This is a genomic window from Goodfellowiella coeruleoviolacea (assembly GCF_024171785.1).
GTDB lineage: Bacteria > Actinomycetota > Actinomycetes > Mycobacteriales > Pseudonocardiaceae > Goodfellowiella > Goodfellowiella coeruleoviolacea.
Genome location: NZ_JAMTCK010000010.1, coordinates 260,266 through 277,350, shown reverse-complemented (window position 1 = coordinate 277,350; position 17,085 = coordinate 260,266). Strand labels below are relative to the sequence as shown.

Here is a 17,085-nt window from a genome sequence, read left to right as displayed (position 1 = left end):
GTGAGGTGGGGAGCGCGATGACCGACGTCGACACCCGTGCCGTGGTCGAGGCCTCGGCCACGCCGAGGCGCGCGCGCCGAGGTCGCCTCGTCGTGCTCGTCCTGTGTGGTCTGGTGCTGGCCGGCAGCGCGCCGCTGGTCCTGATCCGGCTGGTCGGCCTGGACACCGGAACGGTCCTGGCGATGCCGATCACCGGCCTGCCCCACGCGGCGGTGGCCACCGCGGTCGTCCTGCTCGTGCTGGTGGTGCTGCGTGCCCGCGCGCTGGCGCTGGCCGCCGTGCTGCTGGTCGCCACGCACCTGGTCTGGCTGACGCCCCGGTTCGTCGCCGACGGCACGGACGTCCCCGCTGGCGCGCCCCGGCTGCGGGTCGCCACCGCCAACACCCACCGGGGGCAGGTCGACCCGGCGGCGCTGGTGGAGCTGGTCCGCGCCAACCAGGTGGACGTGCTCGCCCTGGAGGAGCTGACCGCCGAGGGCGTGCGCGCCCTGGACGCGGCGGGCCTGCGCGACCTCATGCCCCACCGCGAGCTGCACCCGGAGATCGACTCGTCGATCTACTCGCGGCTGCCGCTGTCCCGCGGTGGCCTGCTGGACCGGCCCACCACCTGGCCGCAGACCACCGCCACGGTCACCGTGGCGGGCCGCGCCGTCCGCCTGGTGGCCGTGCACACCTACTTCCCGGCCGGCGACCCCCAGCGCTGGACCGGGGACATGACGGCCCTGCGTGACGAGGCGAGCGCCGCCGGGAGTGACCTGGTCGTGCTGGGTGACTTCAACGCCACCCTCGACCACGCGCCCATGCGGTCGCTGCTGGCCGCCGGCCTGGTCGACACGCACGCCGAACTCGGTCGAGGCTGGGCGCCCACCTGGCCGGTCTCCGGCTCACCGCTCCCGCCGCTGATCCAGATCGACCACGTGCTGCACGGCCGGGGACTGGCCGGCGTCTCCGCCAGCGAGCACACCCTGCCGGGCACCGACCACCGCGCGGTCATCGCCGAACTGGCCCTGCTCGGCTGAGCACCCCACCGGGCCTGCCGGGCGGTGCTGCGCCGGGTCAGCGGGTGTGGCGTGCGGCGATGCCGTCGAGCAGGTATTCCAGACCCGCGGTGAAGGTGGCGTCGGGGTCGAGGTGCCTGGCGTCGTGCACGACCTTGGCCAGGGTGGGGTAGCGGCCGGTGGCCAGGGTTCGGGTCAGGTAGGGGCCGGTGACGCGCTGCCACTGGTGTTCGTCCATGCCGGTGGCGCGTTCGGCGCGCGCCACGGTGACCTCGCCGCGGATCGCGCCGATGGTGTAGGCGTTGACCGCCTCGACGGCGCTCAGCACCGCGTCGATGTCGGCGAAGCCGGGGGCCTGGTGCACGGCCGTCAGGGTCGCCTCCAGGTGGGCCAGGGCGTGCGGGCCGAGGTGGGGGCGACCGCCGAGCAGGTCCGCGAACCACTCGTGCGGCGGACTTCCTCCGTCCTCGGGACCCGGCCCCCGCGCGGTGAGGTCGGCTCAGAAGTGGACCTGGCCGTGGATGCGGGTCGTGGTGGCGCCGCCGATCCAGATCCTGCCGTCGGTGTCGCGCTGCGCGGACACGCAGCCGTCCAGGCCCACGGCGGTGCCCTGGTGGGCGAGGTAGTGCTCGGGGGCCTGTCCGCTGCCGATGAGCCACTGCGCCACCCCGGCGTTCAGGCTGCCGGTGACCGGGTCCTCCAGCATCGCTCCGGTCGGGCCGGGGAAGAAGGCCCGGACTTCGAAGGCGTAGGGCCCGCCCGGCGGATGGGGGCCGACCAGGCCGAGCGGCGGTGTGGTGGCGGGCGTGCGCGCGGCGAGGACGCTGTCCGCGCTGTCCAGCAGCGCGGCGACCCACCCAGGGCCGTTGTCGACCCACCGGACGTCCCGGATGACCTCGCTGCCCAGACCCAGTTCGGTGGCGATGAGCTGCCGCAGGTCCGTGTCGGCGGGGCCCTCCCGCAGCAGGGGTGGCGCGGCGAAGGCGAAGCCGTTGTCGGTCCGGCGGATGCTGATCAGGCCGGCGGCGCATTCCTGGACGATGTGCTCGCGCGCCGGTCCGCCGCGCTGGCTGTCCCAGGCGTGGCAGCTGCCCAGCGTGGGGTGGCCGGCGAAGGGCAGCTCGCCGGACGGGGTGAAGATGCGCACCCGGTAGTCGGCCTGCGCGGTCGTCGGCGGCAGCAGGAACGTGGTTTCCGACAGGTTGGTCCACCGGGCGAACCGCTGCATCTGCTCGTCGGTGAGGTCCTGCGCGTCGAGGACAACCGCCAGGGCGTTGCCGCTGTGGGCGCCGCCGGCGAACACGTCGACCTGGGCGAAGCGCCGAGCGTCCCGCCCGGGCTGACCCGCGTCGGCGGGAAGGCTCGTCGTCATGGCGCCATCCTCCCAGCCGCACCGGCCGGGCGCGGACGCCCCGCGCCCGCGCCCTCGACGCGGCTGGGCTGCTGGCTCGGGGTGGTGTGTCCAGCCAGCAGCACCGACACCGCGCGATGGCTACCGGGTGGGCGTGACGAACTCGGGCTGGTCGAGCAGCCGCAGCCAGCTCCCGTCGGCCTGACGCCGCACCACCTGCGCGCGTGCGCCCGCCCCGTCCTTGGGCGGTGTCGCGGTGAGGGCGATGTCGCCGCTGATCAGCGTCGGCAGCGGCGGTTCCGGCTCGAAGCGGGGAGCGTGGGCCAGCACCTTCTCCCACAGCGCGCGGATCGCCGCCCGGCCGACCGTCTGCTGGCCGGGCGGGTAGGCCATCACCGCGTTCTCCTCGTAGAGCGCGGCGATACCGGCCGCGTCGCCGGCGTTGGCCCGTTCCACGAACAAGCGGGTGAGGTCTTCAGGCCGCATCGCCTTCTCGTGTTCCGCCACGGACTTCCTCCTGGTGATCCTGCGTTCACTTCCCCACAAGCGTCGCTGACCACGAGAAAGAAGTCCAACATCTAGATTATATGAGAAGCAGAAGCAACAGTTATGGACTGTTGGTCGCGCCGGTGGGGCGTGTGCCGGGCGGCGTCCCGCGCGCGGGGAACGACGACGGGCCACCGCCGCCGGCTGGCCGCGCTGGGGACCGGTGACGTAGGGGTGCGGCCGGAATACGCCGGAAAAGGGCAACGGGACCAGTAACCGGGGGCTCCGGGCGGGTGCCGCCAGTTAGTCCAGCGACCGACTGGGCTGCAGGGTTGTGGTGAGCCCATGCGCACCACCGACTGCCTCCGTCGCGCGGCCCCCGCTCGGCTGGCCCCGGGAGGACGCCCCGGTGTCGTGGGGGAGGGCCGGACTGGGTTCCGCGCACTGCCTGAAGACGACTCGCGCGATCACTGGCGGACATGACGGACATTCGCGGCGATGTGCTCAGGGGTTTTCCCCAGCGGCCCAACCGGCGACCGGCGCCCGGTTCGGGTCGTACCCTCCCCAGGGCCTCGCGTCCGCCGGACGCGGGTCTTCCTCACCGCGGCGGCGGGTGGCGTGGAAGCGGCGCAGCATGACCCCACCGCCGACGGCGACGCCGGCGAACGCGACAGCGGTGATCAGGCCCGCCGGGGCGGCATCGACGACGGCGTACCGCACCGACGTGCCGACCAGGCCAACGGCGGCCAGTGTCGCGGCCACCAGCGGCGCGGCGGACACGTGCACCGCGCGCACCCGCCTGACCCGGCCAGGGTTCTGGCCCGGCCCGGCCTGCCCAGGCAACCCAGACAGCCCAGACAACTCAGACAACCTGGACGGTTCGACCGGTTCGACCGGCTCGGTTGACTCGGTTGGCGGGGTCGGCTCCGGGACCGTCCCCCACGCCGTTGCCCCGCCCCGCTCGGCCAGCCTCCGCACCCGCTCGCCGATCACCTCGGCCACCCGCACCACGTCGGTCAACGGCAGCAGCCACTGCTGGCCACCACCGACCACGCGCAGCGCCGGCCCCTCGGACAGCCGGGTCCAGCTCCCGTTGGGCAGCGCCCACCTGCCGTCCACGCCCGCGAGCACCCCTGGCTGAGCCAGGCACACCCGGTGGTAGGGGATGGCCAGCCGCAGTGCGGAGGCCGTGCCGGATTCCGCGCCGGGGTTCGGAAACGGCAGCAGGTCCAGCAGCAGCCCGCGGTGTCGCAGCCGCAGCCTGGCCCCGTCGCGCAGCCGGAACACCACCTCGACCGGTGACCGGGCGACGTCGCGCGTCACCGGTCGGGTCAACACGCGCGCGGCCAGCCAGGCGCTCCCCCAGGACAGGGCGGCGCTCGCCAGCCCGGTGGCCGCCTCCCAGCCCACGGCCAGGCCTGGTCGTCACCACCGCGAGCCCAGATCCACCAGGGCGGACAGGACGCTCACCAGCGCCACCGGGCAGGTCGCCACCAGCGCGATCCGCGGCCAGTTGCCCGGCCGTGCCCAGTTGGCGACCACCAGCACCGCCAGCAGCACGCCCCACAGCAGCGTTGGCGTGCTGGTCAGCGCCTCGCTGATCCGCTCGCCCAGACCAGCCGGCGCGGAATCGTCCAGCAGCGCGATCCTCGGCCGGGTCAGGTCGACGCCCCACGACGAGGCGACCCGCCCGGCCAACGGGACGACGAACACGCCGCTGGCCAGCAGTGGCCCGGCCAGTGCCCACCGCACGGCCATGCCTGGTCCGGAAGCGCTCATTGCTACCCGTCAGTCCTTCCGTATGCCGGTGGGCGCCCACCGATGCGGTGCCCTGGCCCGAGCCGGCCCGAACGTCTCCGCGCGCCGTTCACCGGTACGGGTACACGATGCCGCCGCTCTTCCGCTCGGTAGAAGGGTTGTCCGGGCTGAGGGCAAGAACTGGTGAAGCTGCCGGTCACGACCGCACCGGTGGCCAGACGCCAGAGGAGCCAGACAACGGCAGCCGCACCCGATGCCGTGGCGCGTGACCGGGAGGGAGGCCCACCGCCCGCCGCCCGCCACGAGGACCGGATCACCGACCGGGTGAGCGCCCAGCAAGGCCGCGCTGGTCATGCCCGAGGACGTGACCGACCTGGAGGGCTGGCTGGTCGCGGTGCTGCACCGCCTTGCGGATGGCCGACTCCGCCACCGCTCGGACCTTGGCCGGTTCGTAGGTCACGCCGACGAACCGGCGCACGAGTTGGCGGTGCCACTTCGCGGTTCGCGGTGACTCGTGTGTCGTCGTCACGTCCTCGCCCAGTCCCAGCTCACCGCGCACATGGTCGACGACTACGAGCGGCACGTCCTCCAGTTTCGGGAAATACCCCGGCCGGATGATCAGCAAGGCGGGTGGCGCCCCCTCAACGGCAGCTACTGGTCCCGTTGCCCCTTTCCGGCGTATTCCGGCCGCTCCCCACGTACTGCGCCACCCCGTCACCCAACGACCAGTCGCTCGACTCGTTCTCGGTCAGGGTGACGAACACGTTCCTCGGCTCGGTGCCCGCGTACTCGTGCGCGAGTTCGGCGATCCGCCGGTACAGCGCCTGCTTCTGGGCCGTGGTGCGCCCGGAGCGCAGGGTGATCGCGACGAACACGAGATCGTCGTCGCGGTCCCCCAGGTAGTTGTCGTAGCGCAGGGTGCCACTGGCGCCGTCGTGGCTGGCCAGGATCTGGAACCGATCGTCGGGCGGGAAGCCGAGCGTCTGGACCAGGGCGTCGTGCACCGCGCGGCCCAGCGCGTCGAGCCGTTCGCCGTCGGCCCGCAGCGCGTCAACGCGAACAAGTGGCATGTCAGTGGTTCTCCTCAGCAGGCGGTGGGCCGCGGCCCAGTCATCGATGATCCGAGAGCACTGATCGTACATACTAGTAGGTACAGACCGCTTGTCGTGTCGCGCTGCTGGCGCGCGGGACGCCCGCGGCGGCGCTGGCGGGTCGGCCGGCCGTCTCGGCCGCGGCGGACGGATCAGGCCCCACTCGGGGCAGGCCCCGACCGCGGCGGCCCCCGCCGCCCACCGCGCAGCGTGTCCAGCCGCCGGTGGTACTCGTCCTCGTCGATCTCACCCCGGGCGAACCGCTCGGCGAGCACCTGCTCGGCCGCACCCGCAGCGCCGCGGTGCGCGCGGGCCGACGCACTGGTCAGGTAGCGGATCAGCGCGATGATGGACAGGATCACCAGCCCCCAGAACACCACCGTGCCCACCACCATCAGCCCGTAGGCCCACGGCCCCACGCCGTGGTCGTACCAGTCCATCGCCATCGCCTCCGCGGACAGTCCCGGCCTGTGGGGTGTTCCCCTTCATGGTCCGCCCCGACACGCCGGCGGACCACCACCTCCCACCCGCCCCGGGGAGGCGGCACGCGGCCGGCCGTCGGTTCCCCGGGGTCGGGAAACCGACGGCTCAGGGACTCGGGTTCACCGTGCGGGTCCCGCGCACCCCACGTCGGCTCACCCGCGGGCGCCGACGTAGGCCGCGAGGTGCTCCCCGGTGAGGGTGGAGCGGGCGGCGACGAGGTCGGCGGGCGTGCCCTCGAACACGACCCGGCCACCGTCGTGGCCGGCGCCCGGCCCCAGGTCGATGATCCAGTCGGCGTGCGCCATGACCGCCTGGTGGTGCTCGATGACGATGACCGACTTGCCGGCGTCGACCAGCCGGTCGAGCAGGCCGAGCAGCTGCTCGACGTCGGCGAGGTGCAGGCCGGTGGTCGGCTCGTCGAGCACGTACACGCGGGAACCGGCGCCGCCCTTGTCGGCCAGGTGGGTGGCCAGCTTGAGCCGCTGCCGCTCACCGCCGGACAGCGTGGTGAGCGGCTGACCCAGGCTGAGGTAGCCGAGCCCGACGTCGACGAGCCGACCGAGGATGGCGTGCACGGCGGGTGTGCGCGCCTCGCCGCTGCCGAAGAACTCCTCGGCCTCGGTCACCGACATCGCCAGCACCTCGCTGATGTCGCGGCCACCGAGGCGGTAGTCCAGCACCGCCGCCTGGAACCGCCTGCCCTCGCAGTCCTCGCAGGTGCTCGCCACCCCGGCCATCATCGCCAGGTCGGTGTAGATGACACCGATGCCGGCGCAGGTGGGGCAGGCGCCCTCGGAGTTGGCGCTGAACAGCGCCGGCTTCACCCCGTTGGCCTTGGCGAACGCCTTGCGGATCGGGTCGAGCAGCCCGGTGTAGGTCGCCGGGTTGCTGCGGCGCGAGCCGCGGATCGCGCTCTGGTCGATCGACACCACACCCGCGCTGGCCGGGATCGACCCGTGCACGAGCGAACTCTTGCCGGAGCCGGCGACACCGGTGACCACGACGAGCACCCCGAGCGGGATGTCGACGTCGACGTCGCGCAGGTTGTGCGTGTTCGCGCCGCGGATCTCCAGCCGGCCGGTGGGCGTGCGCACCGTCTCCTTGAGGCAGGCCCGGTCGTCGAGGTGGCGGCCGGTGAGGGTGCCGCTGGCGCGCAGCCCCGCGACGGTGCCCTCGAAGCAGACGGTGCCCCCCGCCGCGCCGGCGCCCGGCCCGAGGTCGATGACGTGGTCGGCGATGGCGATCGTCTCCGGCTTGTGCTCCACCACGAGCACGGTGTTGCCCTTGTCGCGCAGCCGCAGCAGCAGGTTGTTCATCCGCTGGATGTCGTGCGGGTGCAGCCCGATGGTGGGCTCGTCGAAGACGTAGGTGACGTCGGTCAGCGACGACCCGAGGTGGCGGATCATCTTGACGCGCTGTGCCTCGCCACCCGACAGCGTGCCCGACGGCCGGTCCAGCGCGAGGTAGCCCAGCCCGATCTCCACGAACGAGTCGAGCGTGTGCCGCAGCGTCGCGAGCAGCGGCGCCACCGACGGCTCGTCGAGGTCGCCCACCCACGCGGCCAGATCGCTGATCTGCATGGCGCACGCCTCAGCGATGTTGATGCCCCTGATCCGGGACGAGCGGGCCGCCTCGGTGAGCCGGGTGCCGGCGCAGTCGGGACACACGGTGAAGGTGACCGCCCGGTCCACGAACGCCCGGATGTGCGGCTGCAGCGACTCCCGGTCCTTGGCGAGGAACGACTTCTGGATCTTGGGGATCAGCCCCTCGTAGGTGAGGTTGACGCCCTCGACCTTGACCTTGGTCGGCTCGCGGTGGAGGAAGTCGTGCATCTCCTTCTTGGTGTACTTGCGGATCGGCTTGTGCGGGTCGAGGAAACCCGACTCGGCGTAGAGCCGCACCGTCCAGAAGCTGTCCGACTTCCAGCCGGGAATGGTGAACGCGCCCTCGGCGATCGACTTGGAGTCGTCGTAGAGCTGGGTGAGGTCGATGTCGGAGATCGTGCCCCGGCCTTCGCAGCGTGGACACATGCCGCCGAGGCGGGTGAAGGTCTGCCGCACGGTCTTGGCGGCCCCGCGCTCGACCGTGATCCCGCCGCTCGCCCGGACCGAGGGGACGTTGAAGGCGAACGCGCTGGGCGCGCCGATGTGCGGCTGCCCGAGCCGGCTGAAGAGGATGCGCAGCAGCGCGTTCGCGTCGGTGACGGTGCCGACCGTGGAACGGGGGTCGGCGCCCATCCGCTGCTGGTCGACGATGATCGCGGTCGTCAACCCGTCGAGCACGTCGACCTCGGGCCGCGCCAGCGTCGGCATGAACCCCTGCACGAAGGCGCTGTAGGTCTCGTTGATCAGCCGCTGCGACTCCGCGGCGATCGTGCTGAACACCAGTGAACTCTTGCCCGAGCCGGAGACACCGGTGAACACCGTCAGCCGGCGCTTGGGGATCTCGACGCTGATGTCCTTGAGGTTGTTCTCGCGCGCGCCGTGCACGCGGATCAGGTCGTGGCTGTCGGCAACCTGCGGCGCAGGCGACCGCGTGTCCGTCCTCGGGGCCGTGCTCATCATGTCTCCATCTGGGTGGACGGGGCCGCTGTCGCGGCCTCCCGTCGGGTCGCCGTGCTCGATCGACCAGCGTCGAGCAGCACATCGGGTTGTTCGTGGACGGTCGCGCGCGAGGCAGTGGTCACCCGGGCGCGCTGACCGTGGGTGAACCGGTGCTCGCCCGTCCCGCCGCTGGGCGTGGCCGCGAGGAGCGGTGCTCAGCGGCGGGACGCCGGCCCCGGGGAGGGTGCCACCGGGGCCGGCGTCGGCGGTGACACCAGGCGCCCGCCCTCGGCGCCGTGCGTGACCGCCGGCACGGTGCCGTCCGCGCAGCAGGGGGGCGCGATCGCCGGACCGGTCAGCGCAGTTCCTGGATGCGGATCAGGTTGCCCGCGGGATCCCGGAAGGCGCAGTCGCGAACGCCGTAGGGCTGCTCGGTCGGCTCCTGGACGACCTCGGCGTCGCTGGCCTGCAACCGTTCGAAGGTGCCGTCGAGGTCCTTGGTGGCCAGGTTGATGGCGGCGTAGGTGCCCTTGGCCATCATCTCGGCGATGGTGCGGCGCTCGTTGTCGGTGAGCCCGGGGGCGGCGGTCGGCGGCTGCAGGACGAGGGACGTGCCGGGCTGGCCGACGGGGCCGACGGTGATCCAGTGCATTCCGCCGTACTCGACGTGGTTGCGGACCTCGAAACCGAGGGTGTCGCGGTAGAAGGCCAGGGCGGCCTCCGGGTCGTCGTGCGGCAGGAAGGTCTGGTGAATCGTGATATCCATGCTGGTCACACTAGGTTGGGCTGACTGGCCGACGCTTCTCGATTCCTGATCGGTCTGGTGACCTGCTTGGCCACGCAGGCGGGCATCCCGTCCGTGGCGCCGCTCGCCTGGCGGCGGTAGGCGCTGGGCGGCATGCCGACCAGTTCGGTGAAGCGGGTGCTGAAGGTGCCCAGCGACGAGCAGCCGACCGCGAAGCAGACCTCGGTGACGCTGAGGTCGCCGCGGCGCAGCAGCGCCATGGCGCGCTCGACGCGCCGGGTCATCAGGTAGCTGTACGGTGACTCACCGTAGGCGAGCCGGAACTGGCGGCTGAGGTGCCCTGCCGACATGTGCACGCTGCGGGCCAGCGCCTCGACGTCCAGCGGTTGGGCGTAGTCCCGGTCGATCCGGTCCCGGACGCGGCGCAGCCGCGCGAGGTCACGCAGCCGCTGCTCAGGGGCGTGTGTGCTGGTCACGCGCGGAATCGTGCCACATCCGCCGCGGCGCAGCGCTGGCTGCGGGACCCCGCAGCGCCGGGGAGGGCGCCCCGGCCTCGCCGAGCGGGGCGGGTCCCCACGCCCGCGCCGCGGATCGGACACGCTGCGTGACGATCGGCTACTGCGCCGCGGGGCGCTGCCCCGGTGTTCCCGGTCGGTCGAGGCCGGCGGCCAACTGCGCGAGGGCGTCGTCCACCTCGTCGCGCAGTGCGGCGAGCGCCGGGGTGTCCTCGGTGTTCGCGGTGCGGCTGAGCCAACGGGAGAACACGACCCGCAGCGCGGCGAGCGCGGCGGCCGCGCACAGCTGCGGGTAGACATCCGCTCGGTCCCCGGCCGCGACGCGGTCGGCGATGGCGTCGGCCAGTGCCCGCTCCTGAGCGGTGAGCACGGCCATCTGCTGCCGCACGAGCGCGGGGGTGTGCTGCATGAGACGCAGCACCTGGATGTGGTCGCGGCCGACGGCGTCGTCGCGGTCCATCACCACCAGGACGGCCTCGCGGATGGCCTGCAGCACCGACTCGCCCGGCGGCCGGGCCCGGAACTCGGCGACCAGTGCCTCGGCGCCGGCCGCCGCCGCCGCGACCACGGCCTCCTCCTTGCTGGAGAAGTGGTTGAAGAAGGTCCGCAGGGCCAGGTCGGCTTCGGCGGCGATCTGCTCGACCGTCACGTTCTCCACGCCGTGGCGCACGGCCAGGCGCAGTGCCGCCGCGCGCAGCGCGGCCCGGGTGGCCTGCTTCTTGCGTTCGCGGCGGCCCACCGCGGACACCTCGACCGCCGTGGCGGCTTCGGGAACAGCAGCGGTGTCCCGCGTCCCGGGGTGGCTCACCCTGCCTCCTCTCCTGACCGACGCGTGCCGGGCGGCTTTCCCGGCGCCACCCCGCCCGTGATCGGGTGGGGTGGCGCCGGCCAGGTGTTGATTATGGGCGACCAGGACGGCGCCCACCGCCCGTGCCCGCCCCGTCCGCCGCCGGGCTCAGGCCCAGGTCACGGGCAGCGAGTGCACACCGAAGATCAGCATGTCGTTGCGCAGCGGCACCTCCTCGGCTGGCGTGGCCAGGCGGAGGTTGGGCAGCCGGGTGAACAGTTCGGTGTAGCCGATGCGCATCTCGATGCGGGCCAGCTGCTGGCCGAGGCACTGGTGGACCCCGTGGCCGAAGGCCAGGTGCGCGGTGCGCTCGCGCCGCAGGTCGAGCCGGTCGGGGTCGCTCCAGCGCCGGGAGTCCCGGTTGATCTCGGGGACCGCGATCACCACGGTCGCGCCCGCGGGGATGCGCACCCCGCCCACGGTGACGCTCTCCGTCGCGATGCGGGTGACCCCGAGCTGGATGATGCTCAGGTAGCGCAGCAGTTCCTCGACGGCCTGGTCGATCAGCCCGGGGTCGGCGCGCAGCGCGGCGAGCTGCTCGGGGTTGTCCAGCAGCGCGAACGTGCCGAGGGCGAGCATGTTCGCGGTGGTCTCGTGGCCGGCGCCGAGCAGCACCAGGGCCAGGTCGATCAGCTGGGCGTCGGTCAGGGGCGGATCCGCGTCGTGGACGAGACCGGACAGCAGGTCGTCGGCCGGGTTGGCCCGCTTGGCCGCGATGAGCTGGGCGATGAACGCGTAGAGTTCGCCACCGGCGCGGGCGCGTTGCTCGTCGGTGGCGGTGGAACTCAGCGCCACGGCGGTGTTCTCCTGGAACGCGTCCCGCTGCGCGTAGTCGACGCCGAGCAGCTCGCAGATGACCAGCGACGGGATGGGCAGCGCGTAGGCGGGGACGAGATCGGCCTCGGTGCCGGCGGCCTTCATGGCCTCGATGTGCTCGACGGCGATCTCGGTGACCCGCGACTCCAGCGCCTTCATCCGGCGCACGGTGAACTGGCCGGTGAGCAGCCGGCGCAGCCGGGTGTGCTCGGGCGGGTCCATGAAGATGAACATGCCGTCGGTGCGGGACTCGATCGGGGCCGGGCGGACCGGTTCACCCCGCTCGGCCGCGCTGGCCAGTTCAGCGGCCTCGTGCGGCTGCATCTGCGTGGCGTCGCGGTAGCGGATCCGGTCGGAGCTGAAGCGCGGGTCGGCCAGTACCTCCCGAGCCTCGGCGAAGCCGGTCACCAGCCACGCCCGCGCGCCGTTGCCCAGCTCCAGCGGCTGCACCGGGCCCTGCCCGCGTCGCTGCTCCAGCCCCGGGGCCGGGTCGAACGGGCACGTCCTGCTGCGCTCCAACAGCTCGGGCGGCATCAGCTGCCGCAGCGCGACCGTCTCCGACCCGGTGACGGTGGGCTGCTCCTCGATCCGGTCCTGGGGGACGTTCATCGGGTTGTCCTGTTCCCGGGGCCGGTGTGGGCCGGGCCCCGTCGCTCGCGGTGGTGATCGCGAGACTACCGGCGATCGTGCATGCCGTGCATCAATGCATGACATGCACGATTGCGGCCCATTCCTGTCGATCGTGGAGCGGGCGCACCGGGTGCCCCAGGACCGGTGCGCCCAGCGCCCGCTGACGCGGTTGACCACGTCGACCACCGTGACGCGGCCGTGGACTCTCCCCCGGTGGGAGAGTCCACCATGACGGCGTGCGGGACGGCCTGCTCACCCTCGGGCGCCGCACCCGGCCGCGCGGCCGTGGCCCCTGATCACCCGACTGATCACCCTCGTTCAGGAGAACAACGGCATGACGACGGTGCGAGACATCGACGCCCGCGGTGGGCAGCACTGCGAGACCACGGCACTGGGGGTGCTGCTGCGGCACCAGGGACTCGATCTGTCCGAGCCCATGCTCTTCGGCCTCGGCTCCGGGCTGTCCTTCCTCTACTGGGACGGCAAGAACATGGGTTTCCCCTTCCTCGGGGGACGGGTCAAGCCGTTCGAACTCACCAGAAACCTGGCCGCCAGGCTCGGACTGGACCTGCTGGTCCAGGAGACCACCTCCCCGCGCAAGGCCTGGGAGAACGTGGCGGGCCCCCTCAACGCCGGTCACCCCGTCGGACTGCAGCTGGACAGCTACTACCTCGACTACTTCGAGACGAAGGTCCACTTCGGTGGCCACGTCGTCGCGATGTACGGCTACGACGACCAGCACGCCTACCTGGTGGACACCGAGCAGCAAGGCGGTGCGGTGTCCACCAGCCTGACCAGCCTCGCCCAGGCCAGGGCCGCGCGCGGCCCGATGACCGCCAAACACCGGTCCTTCACCCTCACCCTCGCGGGCAACCCGCCCTCCCCGCGGAGCCGGATCGTCGCCGCCATCACCGCCTGCGCCGACGCCTTCCTCAACCCACCCATCGCCAACCTCGGGCACCGCGGCATCGACAAGGCCAGCACGCTGGTGCGCACCTGGCTGCAGCGGACCGACACCCCGCAGCGGGACCTGCCGCAGGCCGCCCTGCTGATGGAGAAGGCCGGCACGGGCGGCGCCCTGTTCCGCAACCTCTACCGCGACTTCCTCGCCGAGTGCGGCCACCTGCTCGACAGCGACCACCTGCGCACCGGCCACCGGCTGTACACCGAGGCAGCCACCCTGTGGACGGACGTCGCGGCACTGATCAGACAGGCCGGTGAATCGGGCGACGCGCGCCACCTCGTCCGGGCGAGCAGCGTCCTGGGTGATCTCTCCCGCATCGAGCGCGAGGCGATGCGGGCGCTGAGCCGGCTGGGCAGCGAAACCCCCAGCGCGGTCCAGGTCTGACAGCGGCTCACCAGCGCGGCCACCCCGTGCCCTCGGGGCTGGCCGACGGACACGGCTTGCACCTCCCTTTGAGGCTTCGACCGCTCGAACTCCGGCGTTTTCTCCGCAGAGTTTCACTCGACTCTTCAACGATAGTGTCGAAGCCAGCTTGCCCGACGAATAGAGGTGCACATGTCCATGCCCGCTGTCGCACCACTGCGGGACATCGGCCGCCCACTCGACGACCCGGCGAGCCTGGGCCGCGCCGTCGACGAACTGCTCACCGCGCGGACCGAGCCGCCGGTCCTGCTCGCCCTCGGCGAGCCGACACACGGGATCGAGGCGTTCCCGGTGCTGCGCAACGACATCCTCCGCCACCTCGTCGACCGGGGATTCCGGTCGATCGTGCTGGAGACCGACACCTTCGCCGCGTCCGTCGTGGACGACTACGTGTGCGGGGCGGCGGCGGAGATCGACACGGTGCTCGCGACCGGGTTCAGCCACGGGTTCGGCACCGTGCCGGGCAACCGCGAACTCGTCGAATGGCTCCGCGCGCACAACGCCGGGCGCGCGCCCCGGGACCGGGTGCGCTTCCACGGCTTCGACGCGCCGATGGAGTTCTCCGGTGCGCCGAGCCCACGACGCGCACTGTGCTCGGTCCACGACTACCTGCCCTCGGCACTGCGGCCCGGGTCAGCCCGCGACCTCGACGCGCTGCTCGGCGAGGACGCGGACTGGACGAACGAGGCGGCCATGTTCGACCCGGCGGCGTCCATCGGCGACTCCGAGCGCGCTCGCGCCCTGCGCATCGTCGCCGACGATCTCGCCAGCGCGCTGCGCCGGGCGGCGCCCAGCCTGCGCCGTGCCCACCCGACCGGCTACGACCACGCCCTCGCGCACGCGCGCACCGCCCAGGGTCTGCTGCGCTATCACGCGGCCATGGCCAGTCCCGCGCCCGACCGCGTGGCGACCCTGTTCAGCCTGCGCACCGAGATGATGGCCGAGAACCTGCTCGCGATCGTGGCGCGGGAACAGCGACGCGGGCCGATCCTGGCCTTCGCGCACAACGCGCACCTGCGAGGCGGGCGATCCCTCATGCCGGCCGGCGACGAGGAGGCGAACTGGGGGAGTGCTGGCGCGCTCGTCGAACTCACCCTCGGCGAGCGCTACCTGTTCGTGGCAACCGACGCCAGCCCCGACAGCGATCCGGGCACCCTCCAGCACGCGCTGGCCGAGGCGACCACCCGACGCGCCCTGTTTCCGGCACCGGCCCTGCGCGCCGCGCTTGCCCCGGCCATCGGCACGGGCAAACCGATCGCGCGCGGCCACCTCCCGCTGACCCCAGCAGACGTGGACGCCGCCGACGCGGTCATCTTCGTCACCGACACCGACGGCAAGCAGCACCGGTACTGGTAGCGGAGCGCTGTGCGCTGGCGGGCGGCGGTGTCGGACCGGCCAGGGCACACCCCGTGCCCGCGCTCGACGCCGAGGCACACCGGCGAGGACGCCGCATCTGCGCCGCACGGTCGTTTCCACCGCAGGACGCGCTCGTTCCCGGCGCGCGCGTCGTGCGGTGGCACGGGTTCCACGCCACCGCGCCCGGTCGGGGTCGGCCCGGGATGATCCACCTGCCGGACCGACCCCGACGACACGGGCTCACGCTGGGGCGGACAGCGGGATCGCGGCGAGTTTGACCGGGTCGACGACGATGTGGATGGCGCTGATCCGGCCTGCGCTGACAGTGAAGGCGATGACGGAGAGGGGTGTTCCGTCGGGACGCCAGGACATGTGGCCCGGGACGCCGTTGACCAGCACGGGCCGGTGGCGGGCCGCCTCGCCGGAGAACATGCGGGCGCCAGCGGCGACCTGGGTGGCGCCGAGGGTGACGACCACGCCGGTGGAGGTGTCGACCGTCAGCTTCACGTCCGGGTCCAGGACACGCAGGAGCGCTGCGAAGTCTCCGTCGACGGCGGCGGCGCGGAATGCCTGGACGACCTCCCGGTGCTCGCGACCGGGGCCCGCCGGCCGGTCCCTGGCGTGGACCTTGCGGCGGGCACGGCTGGCGATCATCTTGGCGGCGTCAGCGGATTTGCCCAGGATCGTGCCGATCTCCTGGAACGGGACCGCGAACATGTCGTGCAGGACGAACGCCAGGCGCTCGCCCGGGGTGAGCGAGTCGAGCACGACGAGCAGGGCCAGACCGACCGATTCCGCCAGCACCGCCTGCTCGTCCGGCATGGGGTGGTCGGCGGGCGTCACCACGAGGTCGGGGAGTTCCTGCCCGCGGGCGGCTTCGGGGTGGGCCTGGCGCGATCTCAGGACGTCGAGGCTGATTCGGCCGACCACGGTGGTCAGCCAACCCGCCAGGTTGGTGATGGTCGCCTCGTCCTGGCGGACCAGACGCATCCAGGCTTCCTGGACCACGTCCTCGGCGTCGGCGTGCGAGCCCAGCACGCGGTAGGCGACGGCGCGCAGCCGATCGCGCTGGGCTTCGAACGCCTCGGTGACGAGGTCGGACGGGTGGCCGCTCACGGCTGCCGCTGTTGACGCAGTGAGATCCGGTTGCCGTCCGGGTCGACCGCCTCGATGCGGACCCCGAACGGATAGTCCACGGGTTCGGGCTCGGTGAAGGTGACGCCGCGCTGGCGCATGCTCTCGACGTCCTTCCGCAGATCATCGGATTCGAGGATCAGGGGACCGGGCGCGGAGTGCTGGTCGGCCTGACGCGGTTGCCCCGCGGTCGGCCCGTGCGACCACAGGAGGATCTGCACGGCGCTGCCGGGAACGCCGACGGTGAGGAAACGTCCGTCGGGGCCCGCGACGTCGATCCGCTTCTCCAGGCCGAGCCCCTCGGTGTAGAACTCCCGCGCGCGGTCCTGGTCGGTGACGTAGATCGTCACGTACATGATGTCGGTCAGCACTCTGCTCTCGATTCACTCGTGGGTGCGACGCCCGCTCGTGGTGCGTCGTCACCCCCATGACGAGTGCCGGCGGGAGAAGGTAACAGGTTCTGCCGGTGTGGCCCGGTGGTCGACGCCGGCCCCCGCGACGAGCGGTCGGCGGCGACGCCGGATGGGCTCGTCGCCGAGGACGCCAACGAAACCCGGTGCTGGAATCCAACGGTTTCCGTAACCGCCGATAAGGTTCACTTATCGGAAGTCAGGATCTCGGGTCATTTTCGTTACGTGTTAGCGTTTCGTTTTGTTTGTTACGTTATTAACGCTACGATACTGGGGTGGCTGATGATCAGGGGACCGGGGCGCCGGAGCGCCCGGAGGGTCAGGCGGCGGTCTGCAACTACCCGGGCTGCACCCGGCCGGTGCGGCGAGGACACGGGCCGGGCCGGCCCTCCGAGTACTGCGACCTGCCGGATCACACCCGATGGCGGGCGTGGCGCGAACGACAGCGGCTCCAGCAGGAGGCAGAACCTGCGACTACTTCCGTCACCGTGACAAAACACGCTGAACCGATCACTGCGGCCCGACTGCGTTCAGG

Annotated in this window: 17 protein-coding genes and 1 pseudogene; 3 read left to right on the top strand and 15 right to left on the bottom strand. The window is 72.4% G+C overall.

Translation table 11 applies throughout. The features are described 5' to 3' along the window. The first annotated feature begins 17 nt into the window (after positions 1 to 17). Positions 18 to 1,019 (top strand): endonuclease/exonuclease/phosphatase family protein, encoded by a 1,002-nt coding sequence (locus tag LX83_RS22625; protein WP_253774635.1) that lies wholly within the window; start codon positions 18 to 20, stop codon positions 1,017 to 1,019. Positions 1,020 to 1,056: 37 nt separating this feature from the next. Here LX83_RS22625 and LX83_RS22620 read toward each other — a convergent pair. The 13 genes and pseudogenes from LX83_RS22620 to LX83_RS22560 all read right to left on the bottom strand — a co-directional run. After that, positions 1,057 to 1,434: pseudogene (locus LX83_RS22620) on the bottom strand (TetR/AcrR family transcriptional regulator C-terminal domain-containing protein); the annotation flags it as partial. 63 nt (positions 1,435 to 1,497) lie between these two features. Then, positions 1,498 to 2,370 (bottom strand): PhzF family phenazine biosynthesis protein, encoded by an 873-nt coding sequence (locus LX83_RS22615; protein WP_253774633.1) that lies wholly within the window; start codon positions 2,368 to 2,370, stop codon positions 1,498 to 1,500. A gap of 120 nt (positions 2,371 to 2,490) precedes the next feature. Then, positions 2,491 to 2,856, bottom strand: a complete 366-nt coding sequence (locus tag LX83_RS22610) for a YybH family protein (protein WP_253774631.1) — start codon at positions 2,854 to 2,856, stop codon at positions 2,491 to 2,493. A gap of 483 nt (positions 2,857 to 3,339) precedes the next feature. Beyond that, positions 3,340 to 4,245 (bottom strand): hypothetical protein, encoded by a 906-nt coding sequence (locus LX83_RS22605; RefSeq protein WP_253774629.1) that lies wholly within the window; start codon positions 4,243 to 4,245, stop codon positions 3,340 to 3,342. Between the two features lie 15 nt (positions 4,246 to 4,260). Continuing rightward, complete coding sequence (locus LX83_RS22600) at positions 4,261 to 4,614, bottom strand: hypothetical protein (RefSeq protein WP_253774627.1); 354 nt, start codon at positions 4,612 to 4,614, stop codon at positions 4,261 to 4,263. A gap of 292 nt (positions 4,615 to 4,906) precedes the next feature. Continuing rightward, entirely contained in the window at positions 4,907 to 5,218 is a 312-nt protein-coding gene (locus LX83_RS22595; protein ID WP_253774625.1) for a DUF4158 domain-containing protein, read from the bottom strand. Between the two features lie 16 nt (positions 5,219 to 5,234). Further along, a complete protein-coding gene (locus LX83_RS22590) occupies positions 5,235 to 5,663 on the bottom strand; it encodes a tautomerase family protein (protein WP_253774623.1) in 429 nt (142 codons plus the stop codon). Between the two features lie 173 nt (positions 5,664 to 5,836). Continuing rightward, positions 5,837 to 6,124 (bottom strand): SHOCT domain-containing protein, encoded by a 288-nt coding sequence (locus LX83_RS22585; RefSeq protein ID WP_253774621.1) that lies wholly within the window; start codon positions 6,122 to 6,124, stop codon positions 5,837 to 5,839. 195 nt (positions 6,125 to 6,319) lie between these two features. Further along, positions 6,320 to 8,728, bottom strand: coding sequence for an ATP-binding cassette domain-containing protein (locus LX83_RS22580; RefSeq protein WP_253774619.1), 2,409 nt, complete (start codon positions 8,726 to 8,728; stop codon positions 6,320 to 6,322). Between the two features lie 337 nt (positions 8,729 to 9,065). Continuing rightward, on the bottom strand, positions 9,066 to 9,476 hold the full coding sequence (locus LX83_RS22575; protein WP_253774617.1) for a VOC family protein: 411 nt from the start codon (positions 9,474 to 9,476) through the stop codon (positions 9,066 to 9,068). A 5-nt stretch (positions 9,477 to 9,481) separates the two neighbouring features. Further along, on the bottom strand, positions 9,482 to 9,931 hold the full coding sequence (locus tag LX83_RS22570; RefSeq protein ID WP_253774615.1) for a helix-turn-helix transcriptional regulator: 450 nt from the start codon (positions 9,929 to 9,931) through the stop codon (positions 9,482 to 9,484). A gap of 139 nt (positions 9,932 to 10,070) precedes the next feature. Beyond that, positions 10,071 to 10,778 carry a TetR/AcrR family transcriptional regulator gene (locus LX83_RS22565; protein ID WP_253774613.1) on the bottom strand — a complete coding sequence of 236 codons (708 nt, stop codon included), beginning with the start codon at positions 10,776 to 10,778 and terminating at the stop codon, positions 10,071 to 10,073. A gap of 147 nt (positions 10,779 to 10,925) precedes the next feature. Next, the gene (locus tag LX83_RS22560) at positions 10,926 to 12,242 is read right to left on the bottom strand and encodes a cytochrome P450 (protein WP_253774611.1); all 1,317 of its coding nucleotides are present in this window, start codon (positions 12,240 to 12,242) and stop codon (positions 10,926 to 10,928) included. A gap of 355 nt (positions 12,243 to 12,597) precedes the next feature. On the opposite strand from LX83_RS22560, the gene LX83_RS22555 reads away from it, so the two are divergent. Further along, positions 12,598 to 13,611 carry a BtrH N-terminal domain-containing protein gene (locus LX83_RS22555; RefSeq protein WP_253774610.1) on the top strand — a complete coding sequence of 338 codons (1,014 nt, stop codon included), beginning with the start codon at positions 12,598 to 12,600 and terminating at the stop codon, positions 13,609 to 13,611. A gap of 177 nt (positions 13,612 to 13,788) precedes the next feature. Then, positions 13,789 to 15,006, top strand: a complete 1,218-nt coding sequence (locus LX83_RS22550; protein ID WP_253774608.1) for an erythromycin esterase family protein — start codon at positions 13,789 to 13,791, stop codon at positions 15,004 to 15,006. Between the two features lie 240 nt (positions 15,007 to 15,246). Here the strand turns inward: LX83_RS22550 and LX83_RS22545 are convergent, their stop codons facing one another. Continuing rightward, a complete protein-coding gene (locus LX83_RS22545) occupies positions 15,247 to 16,122 on the bottom strand; it encodes a sigma-70 family RNA polymerase sigma factor (RefSeq protein WP_253774605.1) in 876 nt (291 codons plus the stop codon). Further along, on the bottom strand, positions 16,119 to 16,511 hold the full coding sequence (locus tag LX83_RS22540) for a VOC family protein (protein ID WP_253774603.1): 393 nt from the start codon (positions 16,509 to 16,511) through the stop codon (positions 16,119 to 16,121). Before LX83_RS22540 ends, LX83_RS22545 begins: the two co-directional genes overlap by 4 nt. Positions 16,512 to 17,085: the final 574 nt, after the last annotated feature.

What these genes read in the sequence shown, in the direction of transcription:
- LX83_RS22625 (WP_253774635.1), top strand. Translation starts at nt 18, where the DNA reads ATGACCGACGTCGACACCCGTGCCGTGGTCGAGGCCTCGGCCACGCCG.
- LX83_RS22615 (WP_253774633.1), bottom strand. Translation starts at nt 2,370, where the DNA reads ATGACGACGAGCCTTCCCGCCGACGCGGGTCAGCCCGGGCGGGACGCT.
- LX83_RS22600 (WP_253774627.1), bottom strand. Translation starts at nt 4,614, where the DNA reads ATGAGCGCTTCCGGACCAGGCATGGCCGTGCGGTGGGCACTGGCCGGG.
- LX83_RS22590 (WP_253774623.1), bottom strand. Translation starts at nt 5,663, where the DNA reads ATGCCACTTGTTCGCGTTGACGCGCTGCGGGCCGACGGCGAACGGCTC.
- LX83_RS22585 (WP_253774621.1), bottom strand. Translation starts at nt 6,124, where the DNA reads ATGGACTGGTACGACCACGGCGTGGGGCCGTGGGCCTACGGGCTGATG.
- LX83_RS22580 (WP_253774619.1), bottom strand. Translation starts at nt 8,728, where the DNA reads ATGAGCACGGCCCCGAGGACGGACACGCGGTCGCCTGCGCCGCAGGTT.
- LX83_RS22575 (WP_253774617.1), bottom strand. Translation starts at nt 9,476, where the DNA reads ATGGATATCACGATTCACCAGACCTTCCTGCCGCACGACGACCCGGAG.
- LX83_RS22560 (WP_253774611.1), bottom strand. Translation starts at nt 12,242, where the DNA reads ATGAACGTCCCCCAGGACCGGATCGAGGAGCAGCCCACCGTCACCGGG.
- LX83_RS22555 (WP_253774610.1), top strand. Translation starts at nt 12,598, where the DNA reads ATGACGACGGTGCGAGACATCGACGCCCGCGGTGGGCAGCACTGCGAG.
- LX83_RS22550 (WP_253774608.1), top strand. Translation starts at nt 13,789, where the DNA reads ATGCCCGCTGTCGCACCACTGCGGGACATCGGCCGCCCACTCGACGAC.